Source organism: Bifidobacterium scardovii JCM 12489 = DSM 13734 (assembly GCF_001042635.1).
GTDB lineage: Bacteria > Actinomycetota > Actinomycetes > Actinomycetales > Bifidobacteriaceae > Bifidobacterium > Bifidobacterium scardovii.
Window position 1 is genome coordinate 2,279,547 of the sequence record NZ_AP012331.1, and the last position, 18,979, is coordinate 2,298,525.

Annotated in this window: 15 protein-coding genes; 3 read left to right on the top strand and 12 right to left on the bottom strand. The window is 65.0% G+C overall.

Features of this window, described 5'->3' with window-relative positions; translation table 11 throughout:
* Nucleotides 1–65 precede the first annotated feature (65 nt).
* From BBSC_RS09375 to BBSC_RS09385, 3 genes are all read left to right on the top strand, one after another.
* Nucleotides 66–1,109, top strand: a complete 1,044-nt coding sequence (locus BBSC_RS09375) for a LacI family DNA-binding transcriptional regulator (RefSeq protein ID WP_033517801.1) — start codon at nt 66–68, stop codon at nt 1,107–1,109.
* Nucleotides 1,110–1,582: 473 nt separating this feature from the next.
* Complete coding sequence (locus tag BBSC_RS09380; RefSeq protein WP_033517802.1) at nt 1,583–2,917, top strand: MFS transporter; 1,335 nt, start codon at nt 1,583–1,585, stop codon at nt 2,915–2,917.
* Nucleotides 2,918–3,059: 142 nt separating this feature from the next.
* Nucleotides 3,060–4,604 (top strand): glycoside hydrolase family 32 protein, encoded by a 1,545-nt coding sequence (locus BBSC_RS09385; protein WP_033517805.1) that lies wholly within the window; start codon nt 3,060–3,062, stop codon nt 4,602–4,604.
* A 154-nt stretch (nt 4,605–4,758) separates the two neighbouring features.
* On the opposite strand, the gene BBSC_RS09390 is transcribed toward BBSC_RS09385, so the two are convergent.
* The 12 genes from BBSC_RS09390 to ispG all read right to left on the bottom strand — a co-directional run bounded on the left by BBSC_RS09390 (nt 4,759) and on the right by ispG (nt 18,965).
* Nucleotides 4,759–5,721: a CTP synthase gene (locus tag BBSC_RS09390; protein ID WP_033517807.1), complete on the bottom strand. Its 963-nt coding sequence runs from the start codon at nt 5,719–5,721 to the stop codon at nt 4,759–4,761.
* 265 nt (nt 5,722–5,986) lie between these two features.
* Complete coding sequence (locus tag BBSC_RS09395) at nt 5,987–6,433, bottom strand: Lrp/AsnC family transcriptional regulator (protein WP_033517891.1); 447 nt, start codon at nt 6,431–6,433, stop codon at nt 5,987–5,989.
* A gap of 152 nt (nt 6,434–6,585) precedes the next feature.
* Nucleotides 6,586–8,172, bottom strand: coding sequence for an ABC transporter permease/substrate-binding protein (locus tag BBSC_RS09400; RefSeq protein ID WP_033517809.1), 1,587 nt, complete (start codon nt 8,170–8,172; stop codon nt 6,586–6,588).
* Nucleotides 8,169–8,951, bottom strand: coding sequence for an ABC transporter ATP-binding protein (locus BBSC_RS09405; protein ID WP_081892930.1), 783 nt, complete (start codon nt 8,949–8,951; stop codon nt 8,169–8,171). The genes BBSC_RS09400 and BBSC_RS09405 overlap by 4 nt, the downstream gene beginning before the upstream one ends.
* A 56-nt stretch (nt 8,952–9,007) precedes the next feature.
* The gene (locus tag BBSC_RS09410; RefSeq protein WP_033517811.1) at nt 9,008–10,021 is read right to left on the bottom strand and encodes an NAD(P)-dependent oxidoreductase; all 1,014 of its coding nucleotides are present in this window, start codon (nt 10,019–10,021) and stop codon (nt 9,008–9,010) included.
* A 100-nt stretch (nt 10,022–10,121) separates the two neighbouring features.
* Complete coding sequence (locus BBSC_RS12875; protein WP_051923177.1) at nt 10,122–11,369, bottom strand: amidohydrolase; 1,248 nt, start codon at nt 11,367–11,369, stop codon at nt 10,122–10,124.
* Nucleotides 11,370–11,478: 109 nt separating this feature from the next.
* Nucleotides 11,479–12,750 carry an MFS transporter gene (locus tag BBSC_RS09420; RefSeq protein ID WP_046726001.1) on the bottom strand — a complete coding sequence of 424 codons (1,272 nt, stop codon included), beginning with the start codon at nt 12,748–12,750 and terminating at the stop codon, nt 11,479–11,481.
* 122 nt (nt 12,751–12,872) lie between these two features.
* Nucleotides 12,873–13,985: a histidinol-phosphate transaminase gene (hisC, locus tag BBSC_RS09425; RefSeq protein WP_033517813.1), complete on the bottom strand. Its 1,113-nt coding sequence runs from the start codon at nt 13,983–13,985 to the stop codon at nt 12,873–12,875.
* Nucleotides 13,986–14,450: 465 nt separating this feature from the next.
* Nucleotides 14,451–15,242 (bottom strand): isoprenyl transferase, encoded by a 792-nt coding sequence (locus BBSC_RS09430; protein WP_033517815.1) that lies wholly within the window; start codon nt 15,240–15,242, stop codon nt 14,451–14,453.
* A 5-nt stretch (nt 15,243–15,247) separates the two neighbouring features.
* Nucleotides 15,248–15,976, bottom strand: a complete 729-nt coding sequence (gene recO / locus BBSC_RS09435; protein WP_033517817.1) for a DNA repair protein RecO — start codon at nt 15,974–15,976, stop codon at nt 15,248–15,250.
* Nucleotides 15,977–16,008: 32 nt separating this feature from the next.
* Nucleotides 16,009–17,670 carry an alpha/beta hydrolase family protein gene (locus BBSC_RS09440; RefSeq protein WP_033517898.1) on the bottom strand — a complete coding sequence of 554 codons (1,662 nt, stop codon included), beginning with the start codon at nt 17,668–17,670 and terminating at the stop codon, nt 16,009–16,011.
* 62 nt (nt 17,671–17,732) lie between these two features.
* On the bottom strand, nt 17,733–18,965 hold the full coding sequence (gene ispG, locus BBSC_RS09445; protein WP_046726002.1) for a flavodoxin-dependent (E)-4-hydroxy-3-methylbut-2-enyl-diphosphate synthase: 1,233 nt from the start codon (nt 18,963–18,965) through the stop codon (nt 17,733–17,735).
* Nucleotides 18,966–18,979 lie beyond the last annotated feature (14 nt).

The window sequence follows — 18,979 nt, forward strand, 5'->3', positions numbered from 1 at the left end:
GATGCGGCCCGAACGGCGGCAGGAAAATCCTGGACAATCATCGCACCCGGTGTATCGTTTGACGTATGACCACGATGAAGGAGATCGCAGAGCAGACGGGGGTGTCGGTGTCCACCGTCTCCCTGGTGCTGAACAACCGTGACGCCGGCCGGGTCAAGCCCCGGATCGCGGCGAGGGTGCGCGAGACCGCCCAACGGCTGGGCTACACGTCGAATCCGCTGGCCCGGTCCCTGCGCACCGGCAAGACGCGCATCCTCGGCTTCATCAGCGAGGAGATCGCCACCACGCCGTACGCCGGCGGCATCATCCTCGGCGCGCAGGACGCGGCCAGCGCCCTCGGGTACATGCTGCTGACCGTCAACACCGACGGCGCGACCAACGAGGACGACGAGATCGCCACGCTCAAGCGGTACGGCGTGGACGGCTTCATGTACGCGAAGATGTCGAACCGGTACGCCGACGTGCCGGACAGCCTCGGGGACTATCCGCTCGTCCTGGTCGACGCCACCGACCGCGCCGGGCAGTTCCCCAGCATCGAGCCCGACGAGTTCCGCATCGCGTACGACGCGACGGCGCGGCTGATCGGCGCGGGCTGCGAGCGCATCGCGTACGTCGGGTGCTCGGAGCCGATGATCGCCCAGGACGGGCGGCTCGAGGGGTACCGCCGCGCCCTTGAGGATGCGGGGCGGGACTACGACGATCGGCTCGTCGCCAACGTGCTCAACAACGGCCCGGCCCTGCGGGACGTGAGCGACCTGTTCGACCGGGCCTGCCCCGACGGATTCTTCTGCTTCAACGACGCGCGCGCGTGGTACGTGTACGAATGCGCGGCGCGGCGCGGCCTGACCATCGGCAAGGACGTGTCGGTGGTCGGCGTCGACAACCACCGCGTGTTCGCGGAGACCTTCTACCCGCAGCTGACCACCGTGGAGCTGCCGCATTACGAGATGGGCTACTGGGCGACGTGCAAGCTCGTGTCGATGATCGAGCAGCGCGACCTGCACGATCTGGCGCTGCCGCGCACCACCGCGCCCCTGCCGCCGCTGGACGCCCCGATCCCAGCGAAGATCCACTGCACGCTCATCGAAAAGGAATCCGTGCGCGGCTGAACGGCCGGCGCCGGCGCCCTCCCCCGCCGTATTCGACTTCGCCGCACCGGTTCCGGCAGGCTCCCGCTGGCGGGAGCTGGCTCGCGAAGCGAGACTGAGGGTGGCAGATACGGTGCTCAATACCCTCGATGCCATCGACGGCGCGCACTTCGCACGCCACTACGGACAGCCCGTCGAACAGACCATTCGGCGGAGACACCCCTTTCCCGGTAACGGAACCCTGCATTTTCCCCGCATCCCGAAGCATCGGGAAACCGCGCACCCGACCATGCACCCCATATCCGCGAACACACGCATAAAACCCGTTCGACACGCCGACATCAATCGATTGACGTAAATCGATTGACGCTTTATACTGAAACCATGATTCCCCACAAGGGCACGGCGGCACGGCGGGGAACCCGATAATCAAGAAATCGCAAGCAGCACCGCGGCGCATGGCGGCGTCTGCAAGAGAATGAAAAGGGTATGCAATGGCAGCAGGAAAAACCGCGGCATGGAGGAACCCCTCCTATCTGCAAAGCTCCTTCGGCATCTTCATGTTCTTCTGCTCCTGGGGCATCTGGTGGTCGTTCTTCCGCATCTGGCTCGAGTCCCTCGGCCTGAGCGGCACCGAAGTCGGCACCATCTACTCCATCAACTCCGCGGCGACCATGATCATCATGTTCGCCTACGGCGTCATCCAGGACCAGCTCGGCATCAAGCGCAAGCTGGTGATCGTGGTCTCCGTGATCGCCGCGCTGGTCGGCCCCTTCGTCCAGTTCGTCTACGCGCCGATGATCTCCGCGGGCGGCACCACCCGCTGGATCGGCACCCTGATCGGCTCCATCGTCCTGTCGGCCGGATTCATGGCCGCCTGCTCGCTGTTCGAGGCCGTCACCGAGCGCTACTCCCGCAAGTTCAACTTCGAATACGGCCAGTCCCGCGCCTGGGGATCCTTCGGTTACGCGATCGTGGCCCTGTGCGCCGGGTTCCTGTTCAACATCAGCCCGATGATCAACTTCTGGATCGGCACCGCGTGCGGCCTCGGCATGCTGTGCATCTACGCCTTCTGGGTTCCCTCCGAGCAGAAGGAGGAGCTCCGGAAGGAGGCCGACCCGAACGCCGAGAAGACCAACTCCTCCTTCAAGGAGATGGTCGGCGTGCTCAAGATGCCGACCCTGTGGGTGCTCATCGTCTTCATGCTGCTGACCAACACCTTCTACACCGTGTTCGACCAGCAGTGGTTCCCGGTCTACTACGCCGGCCTGTTCCCGACCGAGGCCATCGGCAACGCCACCTACGGCACGCTCAACGGCTTCCAGGTCTTCCTCGAGTCCGCGATGATGGGCGTCGTCCCGATCATCATGAGGAAGATCGGCGTGCGCAACTCGCTGCTGCTCGGCGCCACCGTCATGTTCCTGCGCATCGGCCTGTGCGGCGTGTTCCACGACCCGGTCACCGTCTCCATCGTCAAGCTGTTCCACTCCATCGAGGTGCCGCTGTTCTGCCTGCCGGCGTTCCGCTACTTCACCCTGCACTTCGACACCAAGCTGTCCGCCACGCTGTACATGGTCGGATTCCAGATCGCCTCCCAGGTCGGCCAGATCATCTTCTCCACCCCGCTGGGCGCCTTCCATGACTACATGACCGGCGTGCTGCCGAACAACGACATGGGCTCGCGCGTGACCTTCTGGGTCATCTCCGGCATCGTGCTGTGCGCCCTGATCTACGGCATCTTCGTCATCAAGCGCGACGATCAGGAAGTCGGCGGCGATCCGTTCTACACCGACAGGCAGCTCAAGCAGATGGCGGCCGCCAAGGCGTGATCCGCCCACGGGGCGCCGTCCGGCCCACACCGGAACGCGGCGCCCCGCCCCGGCCGGGGCATCCCGGCCGACGGGCGGCCCGCATCGGACATACATCAGAATCCGAAACCACCGAAACCACCGACAACGAAAGGACTCAACGATGAGTGACTACACCCCTACCCTCACCCCGATCAAGGACCACGACGAGGAGCTCGCCAAGGCCGAGGCCGGCGTCGCCGAACTCGCCTCGACGCGCAACGACCGCTGGTACCCGAAGTTCCACATCGCCTCGAACGGCGGCTGGATCAACGACCCGAACGGCCTGTGCTTCTACAAGGGCCGCTGGCACGTCTTTTACCAGCTGCATCCGTACGGCACCCAGTGGGGACCGATGCACTGGGGCCACGTCTCCTCGACCGACATGGTCGCCTGGCGCCGCGAGAAGGTCGCCTTCGCCCCGAGCCTCGAGCAGGAGAAGGACGGCGTGTTCTCCGGTTCCGCGGTGATCGGCGACGACGGCAAGCTCAAGTTCTACTACACCGGCCACCGCTGGGCCAACGGCGTCGACAACACCGGCGGCGACTGGCAGGTGCAGATGCTCGCCGAGCCGGACGACGACAACCTGACGCACGAGACCAAGCGCGGCATGATCATCGACTGCCCGACCGACAAGGTCGACCATCACTTCCGCGACCCGAAGGTGTGGAAGACCGGCGATACCTGGTACATGACCTTCGGCGTCTCCTCGGCGGCCAAGCGCGGCCAGATGTGGCTGTACACCTCCCCCGACATGGTCGAGTGGACGTTCAAGACCGTGCTGTTCGAGCACCCGGACCCGGACGTGTTCATGCTTGAATGCCCCGACTTCTTCCCCATCCGCGACAAGGACGGCAACGAGAAGTGGGTCATCGGCTTCTCCGCGATGGGAGCCAAGAAGAACGGCTTCATGAACCGCAACGTCTCCAACGCCGGCTACATGATCGGCACCTGGGAGCCGGGCGGCCGGTTCCAGCCGGAAACCGAGTTCCGCCTGTGGGACTGCGGCCACAACTTCTACGCGCCGCAGTCGTTCAACGCCGGCGGCGAGGACGGCCGCCAGATCATGTACGGCTGGATGAGCCCGTTCGTCGAGCCGATCCCGATGCAGGCCGACGGCTGGTGCGGCAACCTCACGCTGCCGCGCGAGATCACGCTCGGCGACGACGGCGATCTGGTCACCGCGCCGGTCAAGGAGGTCGAGGGCCTGCGCGAGGACACCTTCGACCACGGCGAGATCACGCTGGACATGGATGGCGACAAGGTCATCTGCGACGACGCCGAAGCCGTCGAGATCGAGATGACCATCGATCTGGCAGGCTCCACCGCCGAGCGCGCCGGGCTGAAGATCCACGCCACCGAGGACGGCGCGTACACGTACGTCGCCTACGACGACCAGATCGGCCGCGTGGTCATCGACCGCCAGGCCATGGCCCAAGGCGACCGCGGCTACCGCACCGCGCCGCTGAGCCGCACCGACGAGCTGACGCTGCGCGTGTTCGTGGACCGCGGCTGCGTCGAGGTCTATGTCAACGGCGGCGAGCAGGCGATGAGCTCCTTCAGCTACGCCTCCGAAGGCCCGCGCGCGATCAAGCTGGTCGCCGAATCCGGCTCGCTCAAGGTCACCTCCCTCAAGGTGCACCACCTGAAGTCCATCGGACTGGAGTAGCAGCAACCATCCCTCCCCCGGACGCCTGTTTCGCGCATATTGACATGCCGAAACAGGCGTTCTGCTTGTTGGCATGCTGAAATACCCGAAATCGGGCTCTATTTCGGGTATTCCGGCATGTCAATAAGCAGAGCGGGCATCTGGGCATGCGAAATCAGGCGCCACCGCGTTCGGGAACCCGATACCGACGCAACTTATACGCCAGCGCGCCAAGATCGTTGAGGTCGCTGTAGTAAAACCGAAGCACGTCCGCCCCTTGCCTCTCCAGACAACGTTGTCGGTCACGCTCGTCATCCACGACGTTGCGGATATCCCGCCCGGAAGTCATGCTCGGATCCACGTATTTGCGCACACCGTCCAGTTCGCCGACCACAACCGTGCCATCGGCACGCCGCCACCAATAATCGACCCGGTGGCACCGATACGCATTGCTCAGACACGGGAACTCGACCTGAATATCATGCACGGGAAATCCCAACTCGGCCAGCACTCCCCTGCCTTCGGACTCCCCTCCGTTCTCGCTGCGCCCATCGGCCACGGAAAATGCGTATTCGGCCTTATGCCGTCCCGTCAGATAAGGAGCGGCAGCAAGATGCATATGCAGCTCATCCCTGGTGATTCGCCGCAGCCGCAGCGCCGAATCGATGGGCCCCAGTGCATAGCGCAGCGGCAGTTTTGCCGCGCAATCCACCAACGTCCTCCCCACCGAAGTGACCGGTACCGATCCGCAGCGGCTCGTCTCCGGATGGGGAATCACATAATGCGCCAGGCCGGCGCTGTTTCTGCCGTGCGATCTCGTCCGGGAGACGATGCAGATCGGCAATGACAGCCTGTAGGAGCACTCCAGTCCATGCATCACCGCCGCCGTCGGGCCGCAGAAGACCCACTGCGGATGCCACAATGCCAACGAACGCACGATATGCCGGGTACGCTCATGCTGATCCAGCTGGTCCCAGTACGTCCTGACGGCATACAATCCCCGGTACACGCGCACGATCTCGTTCTTTTTCACGCGTCTGGCGACGGCCCTGATGTCGGTATCCGTACGCGGCCTGACGCAGCGTCGCTCCTGCTGTGCGACGTCGAACAGCAGACCGAGCGAATAATGACCAGACATATGCAAAGTCTACTCACCTCACACCGGCGACACCCGCCACAGCATGTTCCGCTTCCCCGCCCTTTCGGTTTTGACATGCTGAAACAGGCGTTCTGCTTTTTGACATGCCGAAACACCCGAAATCGGGCTCTATTTCGGGTATTTCAGCATGCCAATAAGCAGAACGGGTGTTTGAGCATGCGAAAAACCGGGGGCCGGCAACTTCAAGTACCGCCGGCCCGCTCAGCAATGCGCAATCGATATGCCGCAGAGGCACCCATACGCGTCAGAACAGGTCCTGATAGTAGGTTTTCAGCACCACCATACTGCGCGTGGACACGGGAACCACCCGGTGGATGTCGCCGAGCAGGTCCTCCAGCGCCTCGGGCGAGGACACGCGCACCAGCAGCAGATAGCTCGGGTCGCCGGCCACCGAATAGCAGGACATCACGCCCTCCAGCTCGCGCAGCCTGTCGGGAATCTCGCTCTCCTCGGAATAGTCCAGAGGCAGCACGGACACGAACGCCGATATCGGCAGCCCGGCCTTGTGATAGTCGATCTGGACACGGTCGCCGATGAGCACTCCCCTGCGTTCGAGCTTGCGGATACGCGACTGCACCGACGACGGCGACAACGACGTCGCCTTGGCGAGATCGTTCAGCGTGGCACGGCCATCGCGCCTCAGTTCGGCGACGATGACGGAATCCGCCTCGTCGAATCCGGCATCGAGCATGGCCCTGCGCCCGTCGTTCGCCGTCAGGCCGCTCCCCGCCGTTGCCTCATCACCCATAGGTCTCTCCTTAGCCGTTCCTTCCATCGTATCCTCAGTCGCCCGATGCCTGCGGCAGGCGCGCGCGGCGATGCGCCCCTGACGCCGCAAAGACCTCAGATCAGCCCTTCCTTGTTCAGGAATTCGATGGCCACGTCGCGCGGGGTGCGTCCCCCGACGTCGACCTGATAGTTCATCGCGCGCATCTGATCGGTGGTGATGGCCCCGTCCAGCTTGGACAGCACGTCCGCAAGTTCGGGATGTTCGGACAAGATGGCCTTGCGCGCGATGGACACCGCTTGATAGGGCGGGAAGAAGCCGATGTCGTCCTTGAGCGGCACCAGGTCCATCTTCTCCAGCATGGCGTCCGTCTCGTACGCGTCGACCACGTCGACCTTGCCGGATCCGAGCGCCTGATAGCGGATGTTGCCCTCCAGCCCCTCGACCGACGCGAAGGACACGCCCAGATTCTTCTCCATCTTCGGCAGCAGGTCCTCGCGCTGCGTGAAGGCGGTCGTGCACCCGAGACGCAGCTCGCCGGCGTGGGCCACCAGCTGCGACAGGCTGGTGATGCCCAATTCGCGCGAGGTCCGCTTGGTGACGGCCAGCACATAGGTGTTGCTGAATCCGATCGGCTTGGAGACCTTGGCGTCATAGGACTGCGCCATGCCGTCGTGCACCTGGCGATAGACCTCATCGGTATCGGTGGACATGCCCAGTTTGAGGATGTTCGGCGCGATGACGCCGGTGTAGTCGGTGAACATGTCGATTTTGCCCGACTCCAGCGCCGACATGGTCACCAGCGTGCCATCGAGGTTGAATTTTTCGTCGACCGTCAGATCGGTGTGGCGCTGGATCATCTGGCTGTAGATATTGCCGAGGATCAGCGCTTCGGTGAAGTTCTCCCCGCCGACCACCACCGTGCCGCTGGCGTCGCGGTGCACCACCGACGCCAGGCTCGACGCCGCCGGGGCGACCAGCACGAGCACCGCCGCCAGGCCGGCCGCCGTATACCGGACCAGTCGTTCGCGCCGGCCCATCCGGCGTATCTTCTCGACCGGCTTGGTGCCTTCGGGCGTCAGCGCCCGTTCCACCACGCCCAGCACGAAATCGAGCGCCAATGCCAGCAGGCATGCGGGGATGGCGCCCAGCAGCACTAGGTTCACGTCGTTGGCGTTGAGCCCGAGGTTGATCATCCATCCCAGACCTCCGGCTCCGGCGAACGCGCCGATGGTCACGGTGCCGACCGCGGTCACCGCGGAGATGCGCACGCCGCCCATGATGTAGGGGACCGCCAGCGGCAGCCGGATATGGGCCAATATCTGTCCGTCGGACATGCCGATGCCCCGGGCGGCCTTCAGCACCGTCGGATCGATGCCGTTCATGCCGACGTAGGTGTTCTTGATGATCGGCAGTAGCGCGTAGACGATCACCATGATCACCGCGGCCGGCTGGCCGATGCCGACGATCGGCACCAGCACGGCCAGCAGGCCAAGGCTCGGAATGGCCTGGGTGATGTTCGCCAGCCCCAGCACCACCGCGGCGCAGCGCCGGCTGCCGGTGATCGCGATGCCGAGCGGCACGCCGACGATCAGGGACAGCAGCACCGCGCTCGACGTCATCTGCATATGCTCGACGAACAGCTGCCACAGTTCCTGATGACGCTGCATGAGCACATCCAGCAATCCCGTCATCGCATTCATCGCGTCGCCTCCTTGCGCCCGCCGTCCGCGCCGGCCCCTCGGCCGGCGATGGACGCGATGGCCCGACTGACGCTTTCCGCCCGCCCCACGAACGAGGCGACGAAATCGCTGGCCGGATTGGCCAGGATCTCCGCAGGGGTGTCGAACTGGAGAACCGCGCCATGCTGGATCACGCAGATGCGATCCGCGCATTTGACGGCCTCGTCCATGTCGTGGGTCACGAACACGATCGTCTTGCCGTACCGGTGGTGTAGATCCACCAACTGGTCCTGCAGGTCGGCGCGCGTGATCGGGTCCAGCGCGGAGAACGGCTCGTCCATCAGGATGATGTCGGGATCGGTCGCAAAGGCCCGTGCCACGCCGACCCGCTGCTGCTGGCCGCCGGACAGCTGCGACGGATAGCTGTCGAGCAGCGACCGCTCCAGCTCGACCATGTCGAACATCGCGGCGACACGCTCCCGGACTTCGGATTTCGGCCTGCCGGCCAGCTCCATCATGATGCCGATGTTCCATTCGACCGTCATGTGCGGGAACAGGCCGCCGCCCTGGATGACATAGCCGATGCTCCGGCGCAGCTCGGTTCCGGGAATGCGGCTGATGGGGCGCCCGTCGATGTAGATCTCGCCGTCGTCCACGGTCAGCATCTTGTTCAGCAGCTGGAGCAGCGTGGTCTTGCCGCCGCCCGAGGGGCCGACGAGCACCACGAACTCGCCCCGCTCAATCGACATGTCGATACCGTGGAGCACCTGCTTGCCGCCGTAGCCTTTGCTGACATTCATCAGCCGAATCATCGGGGGCGCGGAGATCTGCGTCATGATGTTGCCGGTTCCGGGATTCAGCGGGCGTTACCGCTTACGTCGACGTCGTTGACCATGCGGAACACCGCATCGCCCTCGCCCCTGAGGATGTGCACGAGGTTCTCGCAGGCGATGCGCTGGCATTCGTACAGGGCCTTGTCCGAGTAGAACGCGCTGTGCGGCGTCAGGATCACGTTCTCGCGCCCGACGAGCGGCGAGGTGCGCGTGCCCTCGTCCGATTCGTCCTCAAGCACGTCGAGGCCGGCGCCGAACACCTGGCCGGAATCCAAGGCGTCCGCCAAGGCTGCCTCGTCGATGAGCTGGCCGCGAGACACGTTGACGATCACCGGATGCCGCTTCATCGCCGCGAACGCCTCACGGTCGAGGATGTGCTCGTTCTCCGGCGTGAGCAGCATGTTGAGCGTGATGATGTCGCTGCGCTCGAACAGCTCCTCCTTGCTCACCAGTTCGACGCCGACGGCTTCGGCCGCCTCCTTCGGGCAGTAGGGATCATAGGCGATCACGGTGAGGTTGACCCCCTGCGCGCGGCGGGCCACGGCCTTGCCGATCTTGCCCAGGCCCATGATGCCGATGGTGGAGTCGTCCAGCCTGATCATGCCGTGCGTCGAATTCCAGTCATAACGGTGCTTGTCCTCGATCTCACGGTCGTAGTGCTTGAGGCTGCGCGCCACGGCGAGCGCCAGCGCCATGGTGTGCGTGGCGACCTCCTGCGTGCAGTATTCGCCGATGACGCTCACCGCGGTGCCGTTGCGCTGGGCCGCCGCGGCGTCCACGTAGTTGTATCCGGTGGCCTCGATGGAGATGCCCTTGAGCCCCGGCGCGCTTTCGATCACGTCGGCGGGGAATTCCAGATATGAGGTGAGCACGCCATCGGCGTCCCGGATCGCGGCCTTCAGCGCCTCGTTGTCGCCGTGGTGCTCGTATACGGTCACCTCCGTGTCGTCGCCGAGTCCCTTGCGGAAGAACTCGCGCTCCAGGTCGAGGTCGCGGTTCAGCGGTTCCTTGTAGTCGCAGATTGCGATTTTCGTCATACGATCAATCCATCCTTTTGTTGCTGTGTAGGTTGCGCGGCGCCGTCACCGGCGTCATCCGACGGGGTCCCGGTCGCCGTTCCATGCCGGGCAGGACCGGCTATTCCTCGCGGGACGATGTCGGCCCGTCAGGTCCGCCGGCTTCGACCAGTCCCGTGTCGATATGCGGGTCGGCGTGCTGTTCGGCCCGGTACCGGTCGTGCTCCCGGCGTATCGACGCGAACAGGCCGTCCTCGTAGGCCAGCCGCGCGATCACCGTGGCGAATGCGCTCGCGCCGTCGAGCAGCGTGCGATTGGCCCGCTCCCCGTGCATGAACGACTCGAACGCCGCGGTGTGCAGGCTCGTATCCGGGTCGGACGCCCGAATCTCCATATGGATCGTGGGGATCAGCATGTCGACGTTGCCGGCGTCGGTCGAGGCTCCCGGCGTCTCGTAGCGCCCGTGGGGCTGCCCCAAGTCGTCGAAGGTTTCCTCGATGGCCTTCAGCTCGATCGGGTTGCGGTACAGTTCGGCGAAGGTCGGGTACTGCTGCGTGATCTCGTACGTCACCCCGGTGGCGAGGGCCACGCCGCGCACCAGCTGGCGCACCCAGCGGCGCAGTTCGGCCAGTTCCGTCAGGTTCAGGGCGCGCGTGTAGTAGTTGAGCACCGCCTTGTCGGGCACGACGTTGGGCAGGCCGCCGCCCTCCTCGACGATGCCGTGGATCTGCATGAACGGCTTGAACCTGCTGCGCATCAAGGCCACGCCGTGCATGATCAGCTCGGCCGCGTTCATGGCGTTGACGCCCTTCCACGGCGAAGCCGAGGCGTGGGCCGTCCTGCCATGCAGGGTGATCGTCATGTCGTTGCAGGCCAGGTTCCACATGATCGGAGCATTGAGATGGTCCATGTGGCACATCGCCGCGAAATCGTACCGGTCGAAGGCGCCGTCGGCGACCAGCTGGCACTTCGCGCCCTCGGTCTCCTCGGCCGGCGTGCCGACGAGTTCGATCTGCCACGGGAAATCGGGGAAGGCCCGGTCGAGGGCCATGGCCGCCAGCACGCTGATGCCGCAGCTGAGCGAATGCCCGCACCCGTGCCCAATGTCGGGCAGCGCGTCGTATTCGCACATCAGGGCCGCGCGGGGCCGACCGTCATCCGTTCGGTAAGCCCGGAACGCATACGGGTAATCCATGTAGTTCCGTTCGACGGTGTAGCCGTGCCGTTCGAGGAATTCGGTCACGAACCGGCTGGATTCCCGTTCCCGGCCACCGACCTCGGGATGCGCGGTCAGGTACTGCGTGACCGTGAACGCGTCGTCGCGCAACGCCGCGACGGCATCCAGCAACTGCGGGTATATGGAGCCCATGATATCGACGTCCTTTGCTGTTGGCTCAAGTGATATTGCGATCAGTCCGTCGGGCCTCGGCGCGCTGCCGTGACCCGACGAACCGAACCGTGGCGTTCCGCCGGACCGGTCAGGCCGCGGCCTCGGCCGACTTCGCGGCGGCCGGCGCATGGCGGCGGGCGAAATTGCGGTACAGACCGTAGCTGATGACCACGGTGACCACGCAGAACGCGGTGAGGAACCAGAAGATCTCCGTGTAGCCGCCGTTGCCCTTCGCGTCGATCAGACCGCCGAAGAACGGCTGGAGGATCACGTCGGGCAGATAGCCGACGATCGACGCGATGCCGATGGCGGTGCCGCCGACCTTGACGGGGATGTCGATCTCGTGCATGGAGGAGAACATCACGCCGTACAGGCACATGGAGAACAGGCCGGGGATGAGCGTCAGCATCGCGACCAGCCAGCCGCTGGCGCCGGGGCCGACCAAGATGACGGCGAGGATCGACAGGCCCAGCACGGTGCCGCCGATGGCGAACCACTTGAGCGTGGACTTGCACAGGCGGTCGGCGATGAATCCGCCGAGCGGCGCCGCGACGAGCATCACCACATAGGAGCGCACGATCTGCAGGTAGCCGGCGGTCGTCGTGTCGAAGCCGATCACGTCGGTCAGATACGGCGTGAAGAAGGACGCGCAGCTGTATACGCCGTACACGCAGAAGAACACCAGGGAGATCAGCCAGATCGCCGGATTCCTGAGCACGGTGCCCAGATCGGCGAAGTGGAACTTCTCGCTGTCGGGGGTCTCGGCGATCTCCTCGCGGCTGGGCTCGCGCAGCAGCATCTGCAGCAGCCCGGCGGCGACGACCATGGCCGCGATCATGACCAGCAGCGCCCAGAACATGCCGTCACGCGCATTGTCGAAACCGTCGAACACCTTCAGCGCGATCGCGTTGGTGATCGCGCCGCCGGCGCCGTTCGCGGCGTAGTACACGCCGTACATGAAGCCCTGCTCCTGCTCGGTGCCGATCATGCGCACCGCCTTGAGGATCGCTGACCAGAACACGAAGCCCGACCCGAACGCGAACAGGAACCATACGCCCAGGGCCACCGGATAGCTGAAGGTGAGCATGAAGATCACCGTCACCGCGGCGGTGCCCAGCAGCGACAGGATGATCGCCTTCTTGGACGACACCTTGTCGGCGAGGATGCCGCCGGGAATGTACAGGAAGATGCACACGAACGCATACATCGACAGCAGGAAGCCCGATTGGGCGTTGCTGATGTGCATGACGTCGAGCATCGCATCATAGAACACGTACTTGATGTACGGCAGGCAGTAGATCGCGCCGCCGGAAAAGCCCAGCACGATCAGGCTCAGATACTTGCGCAGTGTCGGATTCATGATCTTTCCTTTGTTCTTCATTGTCCGGGTCATCGGCTGGCCCGCGACCGAATTCGTGGTTCGTCCCTTTGTTTTGGCCCGCGGGTTGGCCCGCAGACCGTGATTTCCCGTCTGCCCGCCGGTCACCGCTTCGCCATCTCGGCGAACACGTCGCGGATGGCAGACAGGAACGCGTCGTTCTGCTCCGTGGTGCCGATACTCACGCGCATGTGGTTCGGGTACCCCCATCCGCCGCAGGGGCGCACGATCACGCCCCGGCGCAGCAGCAGCTCGGCCACCTGGGAAGCGTCGTACGGCATCTCGAAGAACACGAAGTTCGCGTGGGACTTCACCGGCGTACACCCCATCGCCGCCAGCTCGGCGTTCATGCGCTCCCGGTCGGCCACCATCAGGTCGCGGCAGCGCCGGCACTCGTCCGCATCCTGCTCGAGGAGGGCCACCGCGCCGGCCAGACCGGTGCGGTTGGAGTTGAACGGCTCGGATACGGTGTCGTACCAGTTGACGAATTCCGGATCGGCGATCAGGTAGCCGATGCGCCCGCCGGCGAGTCCGTAGTACTTGGAGAAGGTGCGCACGTCGATGACCTGCTTGCCGGACTTGACGGCGGCGATCACATCGGGCAGCACATCGGCGTCGGCAAACTCGGCGTAGGCCTCGTCGACCACGAGCCAGCAGTCGGCGGGCATCTGGTCGACGAACCACGCGAAGTCGTCGATCGGCACTACGGTGCCGGTCGGGTTGTTCGGATTGCACAGCCAGACGATCTTGGTCCGGTCGGTCAGCAGCTTCGCGTAGTCGTGCAGGTCGATGGAGTATTGGTCGTTCAGCGGCACCTCGATGACCTTCGCCCCCATGATCTTGGAGATCTCGGGGTACAGGCGGTACGACTGCTCCGGAACGAGCACCTCGTCGCCCTCCTCGAGCAGCGTCTTCGCGATGCTGTCGAGCACGTTGCCGGCGCCGTGGCCCAGGCTGACCCAAGTCGAATCGGCGACGCCGAACTTGTCGGCCAGCAGCTCCTTGAGCTTGATGTAGTTGCGCTCCGGATAGATGTTGATCAGCGACACCTCGTCGCGCATCGCCTCCAGCGCATGCGGGTACGGGCCGTACATGTTCTCGTTCGACCCGAGCTTGACGACGCTGCTCAGCCCATAGTCGCGCATCACATCGTCCATGCTCTTGCCGGACACATACTTCTCACATGCGAACGCCGCCTTGCGAATTCCGTTGACCATCAGTCACCTTTCCTCGGTATTGAATCCTGATGGAACCGAGGTTAGGGAATCGCATGTGTACCGGAGTCGTCATTTGTGTTACGAGCGCGCTACGACATGCGTCATTATTAACATTCCCTTCGTCGTTTTCTCCGTTATGCCATGGATTTTTAGCCGAAACCGTTGTTATGCCGAAGTTTTTACGGAGTATGGCGTCAGGGAGCAAACCCGTTCGGACCGGAGGGGATCCCGCTGCCGGGCATCTCCCAAGGCGTCCACATAATGAAAACAGGCCCGCTGCCACCGGTTTTGACATGCCGAAACAGGCGTTCTGCTTGTTGGCATGCCGGAACACCCGAAATCGGGCTCTATTTCGGGTGTTCCGGCATGCCAACAAGCAGAACGGGTTTTTGGGCATGCGAAAAAGCCGGCGGGTGCGGCCACCGTTGGCCGCACCCGCCGAGCACCGCAAACCTGCTTCCGTCCCTACTTCTTCACGCCGCCGAAACGACGGTCGCGGTGGATGTAGTGGTCGATGGAGCGCCACAGCACCTCGCGCCCGCAGTCGGGGAACAGCTCGGGAACGAAATCGAGCTCGGCGTAGGCGGCCTCCCACGGCAGGAAATTCGAGGTACGCTGCTCGCCCGAGGTGCGGATCACCAGATCGCAGTCGGGAATATCCGGGTTGTACAGGTGGTCGGAGATCATCTTTTCGGTGACGCGGTCGCCGGAGATGCGCCCGTCACGCACCTCGCGCGCGATCGCCGCGCAGGCGTCGGCGATTTCGGCTCGACCGCCGTAGTTGATGCAGAACACCACATCGATGGTCCGGTTGTGCTTGGTGCGCTCCATCGCCACCTCAAGCTCGTCGATCACCGATTTCCACAGCTTCGGCCGGCGCCCGGACCAGCGCACGCGCACGCCCCAATCGTCCATCTGCGCCACGCGGCGGTGGATGATCTCACGCGAGAATCCCATGAGGAAACGCACCTCCTGGGGGCTGCGCTTCCAGTTCTCGGTCGAGAAGGTGTACAGGCTCAGGTAGCGCACGCCGGCCTCGATCGCGCCGGCGATGGTGTCGAACACGACGGGTTCGGCCGCCTGATGCCCCTGCGTGCGGATCAGCCCGCGCTGCTGGGCCCAGCGCCCGTTGCCGTCCATGATGACCCCGACGTGGCGAGGCACTTTGTTCTTCGGAAAGTCGGGGATGATCGAAGGATCCGAAAAGGGAGCCGCCGGGATGCTCAGCGACGTGTAGTCGACGTTCTCAAAAGCCATAACCGCTAATCTAGCAAGCGCAGTGAACGAATCGGCCGCTCCATGTAGTACTCACTCCACTCCTCCACCAAGCGGCGCGTCTCGCCGGTCAGCGCCTCGGCGTCCAGCACGCCCCAGTCGCCCCGGACCAACGCCGCGAACTGGCGTATGGTCGCCGGATCGTATTTGCGCGCCTCCGGCGTACGGTCGGCCGCGCACATCACGCCACCGGCCGCGATCGAGCAGTAGATCGCCGTCGACGTCTCCACCGGCTCGCCGCACACCACGCACGACCCAAGTCTCGGCGCCCATCCCGCCAACGCCAGTGCGCGCATCACGTACGAATCGCCGATGGCCTGCGGCCGGTGCGCCCCCTTGGCCAGCGCATGCAGCGCGCCGATGAGCAGCTGGTACTGGGCCGGCACCCGCTCGTGTTCGGCCGCGACGAGCCGATCGATGGTCTCCGCCACGACGCTGGCCGCCGTGTAGGCGTCGTAATCGACAGCGATCGGCGCGGCGTATGCGGCGATGGACTCAGCCTGCGAGACCACGTCGAGCGTGCGCCCCGTGGCGATGAGCACATCGACGCGCATGAACGGCTCGAGCCGGGCGCCGAACCGCGATTTGACCCGCCGCGCCCCCTTGGCCACCGCCCGGATCTTGCCGTGCCCACGGGTGAGCATGGTGATGATGCGGTCGGCCTCGCCCAGCTTCGCCGTTCGCAGCACCACGCCTTCGTCACGGTACAGCGGCATGAAGCACCTCCCAGTACGCTCCTCAGTACGTCTCAGTACACGAACAATCCCCAGAATGCGAATACCAGCAGAATGTGCAGCATCGCCGCGGCGGTGAGCCAGAACAGCACCCGCCCAAGCCGCGTGGACGCGAGCACCGGAGCCTTGCCGGTCACCAGGGCGCGGATGGAGCCCTTGCGCGGCGGGAACCGTATGATGCCCCGGCTCTGCGCCACATCCAGCAACCGGGTCAGCACGCCGCTCCACGCCCATACCACGATCGTGCACACCATCTGGATGACGGGCCAGCTCCACTGCATGATGCCGGGGTGCTCATCCGGCGCGCTCCCCCACGCCAGCTGCACGACGCCCATGATCACCTGTCCGAGGCCCGCCACGAACAGCACCGTCGTGCCCAATGTGGTCAGGGTCAGCGTCAGCAGCGCACCGCCGAACCCGTATTCGAATCCGAGCACCGTCGGGCGTCGGCCAGCATCGCCATCCCCACCGCCGCCATCGGCCCTGCGACGCCACCGCCGCAGCCGGCATCGCACGCCGCGCGCCAACGCGACGAGCGACACAGCCAGGGCGGCCAGCAGCGTCACCACCGTGGAACAGTGCAGGATCACGCCGTATACGGTCAGGACGCGGCGCGGATGCAGGTCCGTCGGCACCGCTATCGATTGGTACAGCGCGTCGCCGGCGACGCGTTCGCTGGTCTGGTGCAGGCCCGCGACGGTGCCGGCGGCCCAATCGGTCAGATCCTCGACGTACGCATCGGCGAACGGCGTGCCGACCTCCTCGTCGTGCCCCATCCGCAGCACATGGTTGGCGACCGGATAGCTGCGGACCGTCACGTCCCAGTTGCCCGCGCGATGCGCCATGTCGAGTATCGTCTCGACGCCTTCGACCTGCGCGGTCATCACGTCCTTGGACCCGTAGGCGACGTATGTGGGAATCGCATAGGATTGCGGGCGCATGGCATCCAGATCGAGATTCGTCAGCCCGAACAGCGCCGCATCGGCGCTGAACACGCGGCGCACGATCGACTGGTAGCCATCGTTGGCGCCGACCAGCGCGAAATCCTGCGACACGAAGAATCCCAAGGCCTGCCGTGGCGAGTAGACCATGGGGCTGAGCAGTATCTGGAAAGCCACATCCGGATCGCGCTCGAGCAGATACGGGGTGATCCACGTCGATTCGGAGGTCGCGTACACGCCGACCTGCGCGGGGTCGACGGCGCCCAGGCCCCGCAGATAGTCGATGACCTGATCGTAGGCGTCCGCGGATGCCGGATAGTCGCGGGTGATGTCGTTGGTGGACCATATCGGCTTGTCGATGACGGCGGTGACGAATCCGGCCGACGCCATGGCCGTGGCAACGTCGTTGAACGAGTCATCGGGGCTGCCGCCATGGCCGGCGCCGTGCATGAACACGACGCCGGGATGCGTTCCGCCACCCGCCGAGGCGGTATCGCGCGGCTGGCGGATCAGCACGCGAATCCGCTGCGTTTCGCCGGTGGAGGCGCGCTTTGCCTCGATCCATACCAACGATTCCACGACCCGGTAGTCGCCGACATGGTGCAACGCCACCCCGTCCGGGTTGTCGAAGGTGACGGCGGTGTCCGAGCTCAACGCGGCTATGGTCTGCCCGGTCGGCTCGTTGTTCCATGGCACGGTGGTCGCGTTCGACACGAACACCAGCACGCCGATCATGATGATGAAGATCGGCAGACGAACCGTCAGACGACGGGCCCGGCTCCACGTCACGGCAAACCTCAGCGGCCGGGATGCTGGACCGGGATGACGACCGGCCCGGTGGCGTTGACCGGGATCTCGCCGTTGGCCTCCATCTGCGCGGCCATATCGTTGGCGCGGGTGAGCAGCGTCTCCACGATCCGGTCCTCCGGCACGGTCTCGACGACCTTGCCCTTGATGAAGATCTGGCCCTTGCCGTTGCCCGACGCGACGCCGAGATCGGCCTCGCGAGCCTCGCCCGGACCGTTGACGATGCAGCCCATGACCGCCACGCGGATCGGCGCGGTCACGTTCTTCAGGCCCTCGGTCACGGCGGTGGCCAGCTGGATCACGTCGACCTGCGCGCGCCCGCAGCTCGGGCAGGAGATGATGTCGAACTTGCGCTGGCGCAGGCCCATGTATTCGAGCAGCTTGCAGCCGACCTTCACCTCCTCGACGGGGGGCGCGGACAGGGACACGCGGATCGTATCGCCGATGCCCTCGGCGAGCAGGGCGCCGAACGCGAGGCACGACTTGATCGTGCCCTGCCAGGCCGGGCCGGCCTCGGTGACGCCCAGGTGCAGCGGCCAGTCGCCCTTCGAGGCGAGCAGACGATAGGTCTCGACCATGGTGATCACGTCGTGGTGCTTGACGGAGATCTTGAAATCGTGGAAGCCGACGTCCTCGAACATGTGGGCTTCCTTCATCGCGGAGGCGACCAGCGCCTCGGGCGTCGGGCCGCCGTACTTCGCGTACAGCTCCTTGTCGAGCGAACCGGCGTTGACGCCGATGCGCAGCGAGATGCCCGCATCGGTGGCGGCCTTGCAGATCGAGGGGCCGACCTCGTCGAACTTGCGGATGTTGCCGGGGTTGACGCGCACGGCCGCGCAGCCGGCATCGATCGCCTGGAACACGTACTTCGACTGGAAGTGGATGTCGGCGATGATCGGGATCGGCGACTTGGCCACGATTTCGGGCAGTGCGTCGGCATCGTCCTGACTCGGCACGGCAACGCGCACGATGTCGCAGCCGGCGGCGGTCAGCTCGGCGATCTGCTGCAGCGTCGCCGGGACGTTCGCGGTCAGCGTGTTGGTCATCGACTGCACCGAAATCGGGGCTCCCCCGCCGACCGGCACCGGGCCGACCATGATGCGGCGCGACTTGCGCCGCGGGTGCAACGGGCTCTCGCTGGTGGCGACCGCCCCCGTCTTGCGGAACGGCTTGTCGGCGGCTGGGGTCGCAGGCTGCGTCGTGTCGTCGTGCAACGGGCTCATGCTTTCGTCTTTGC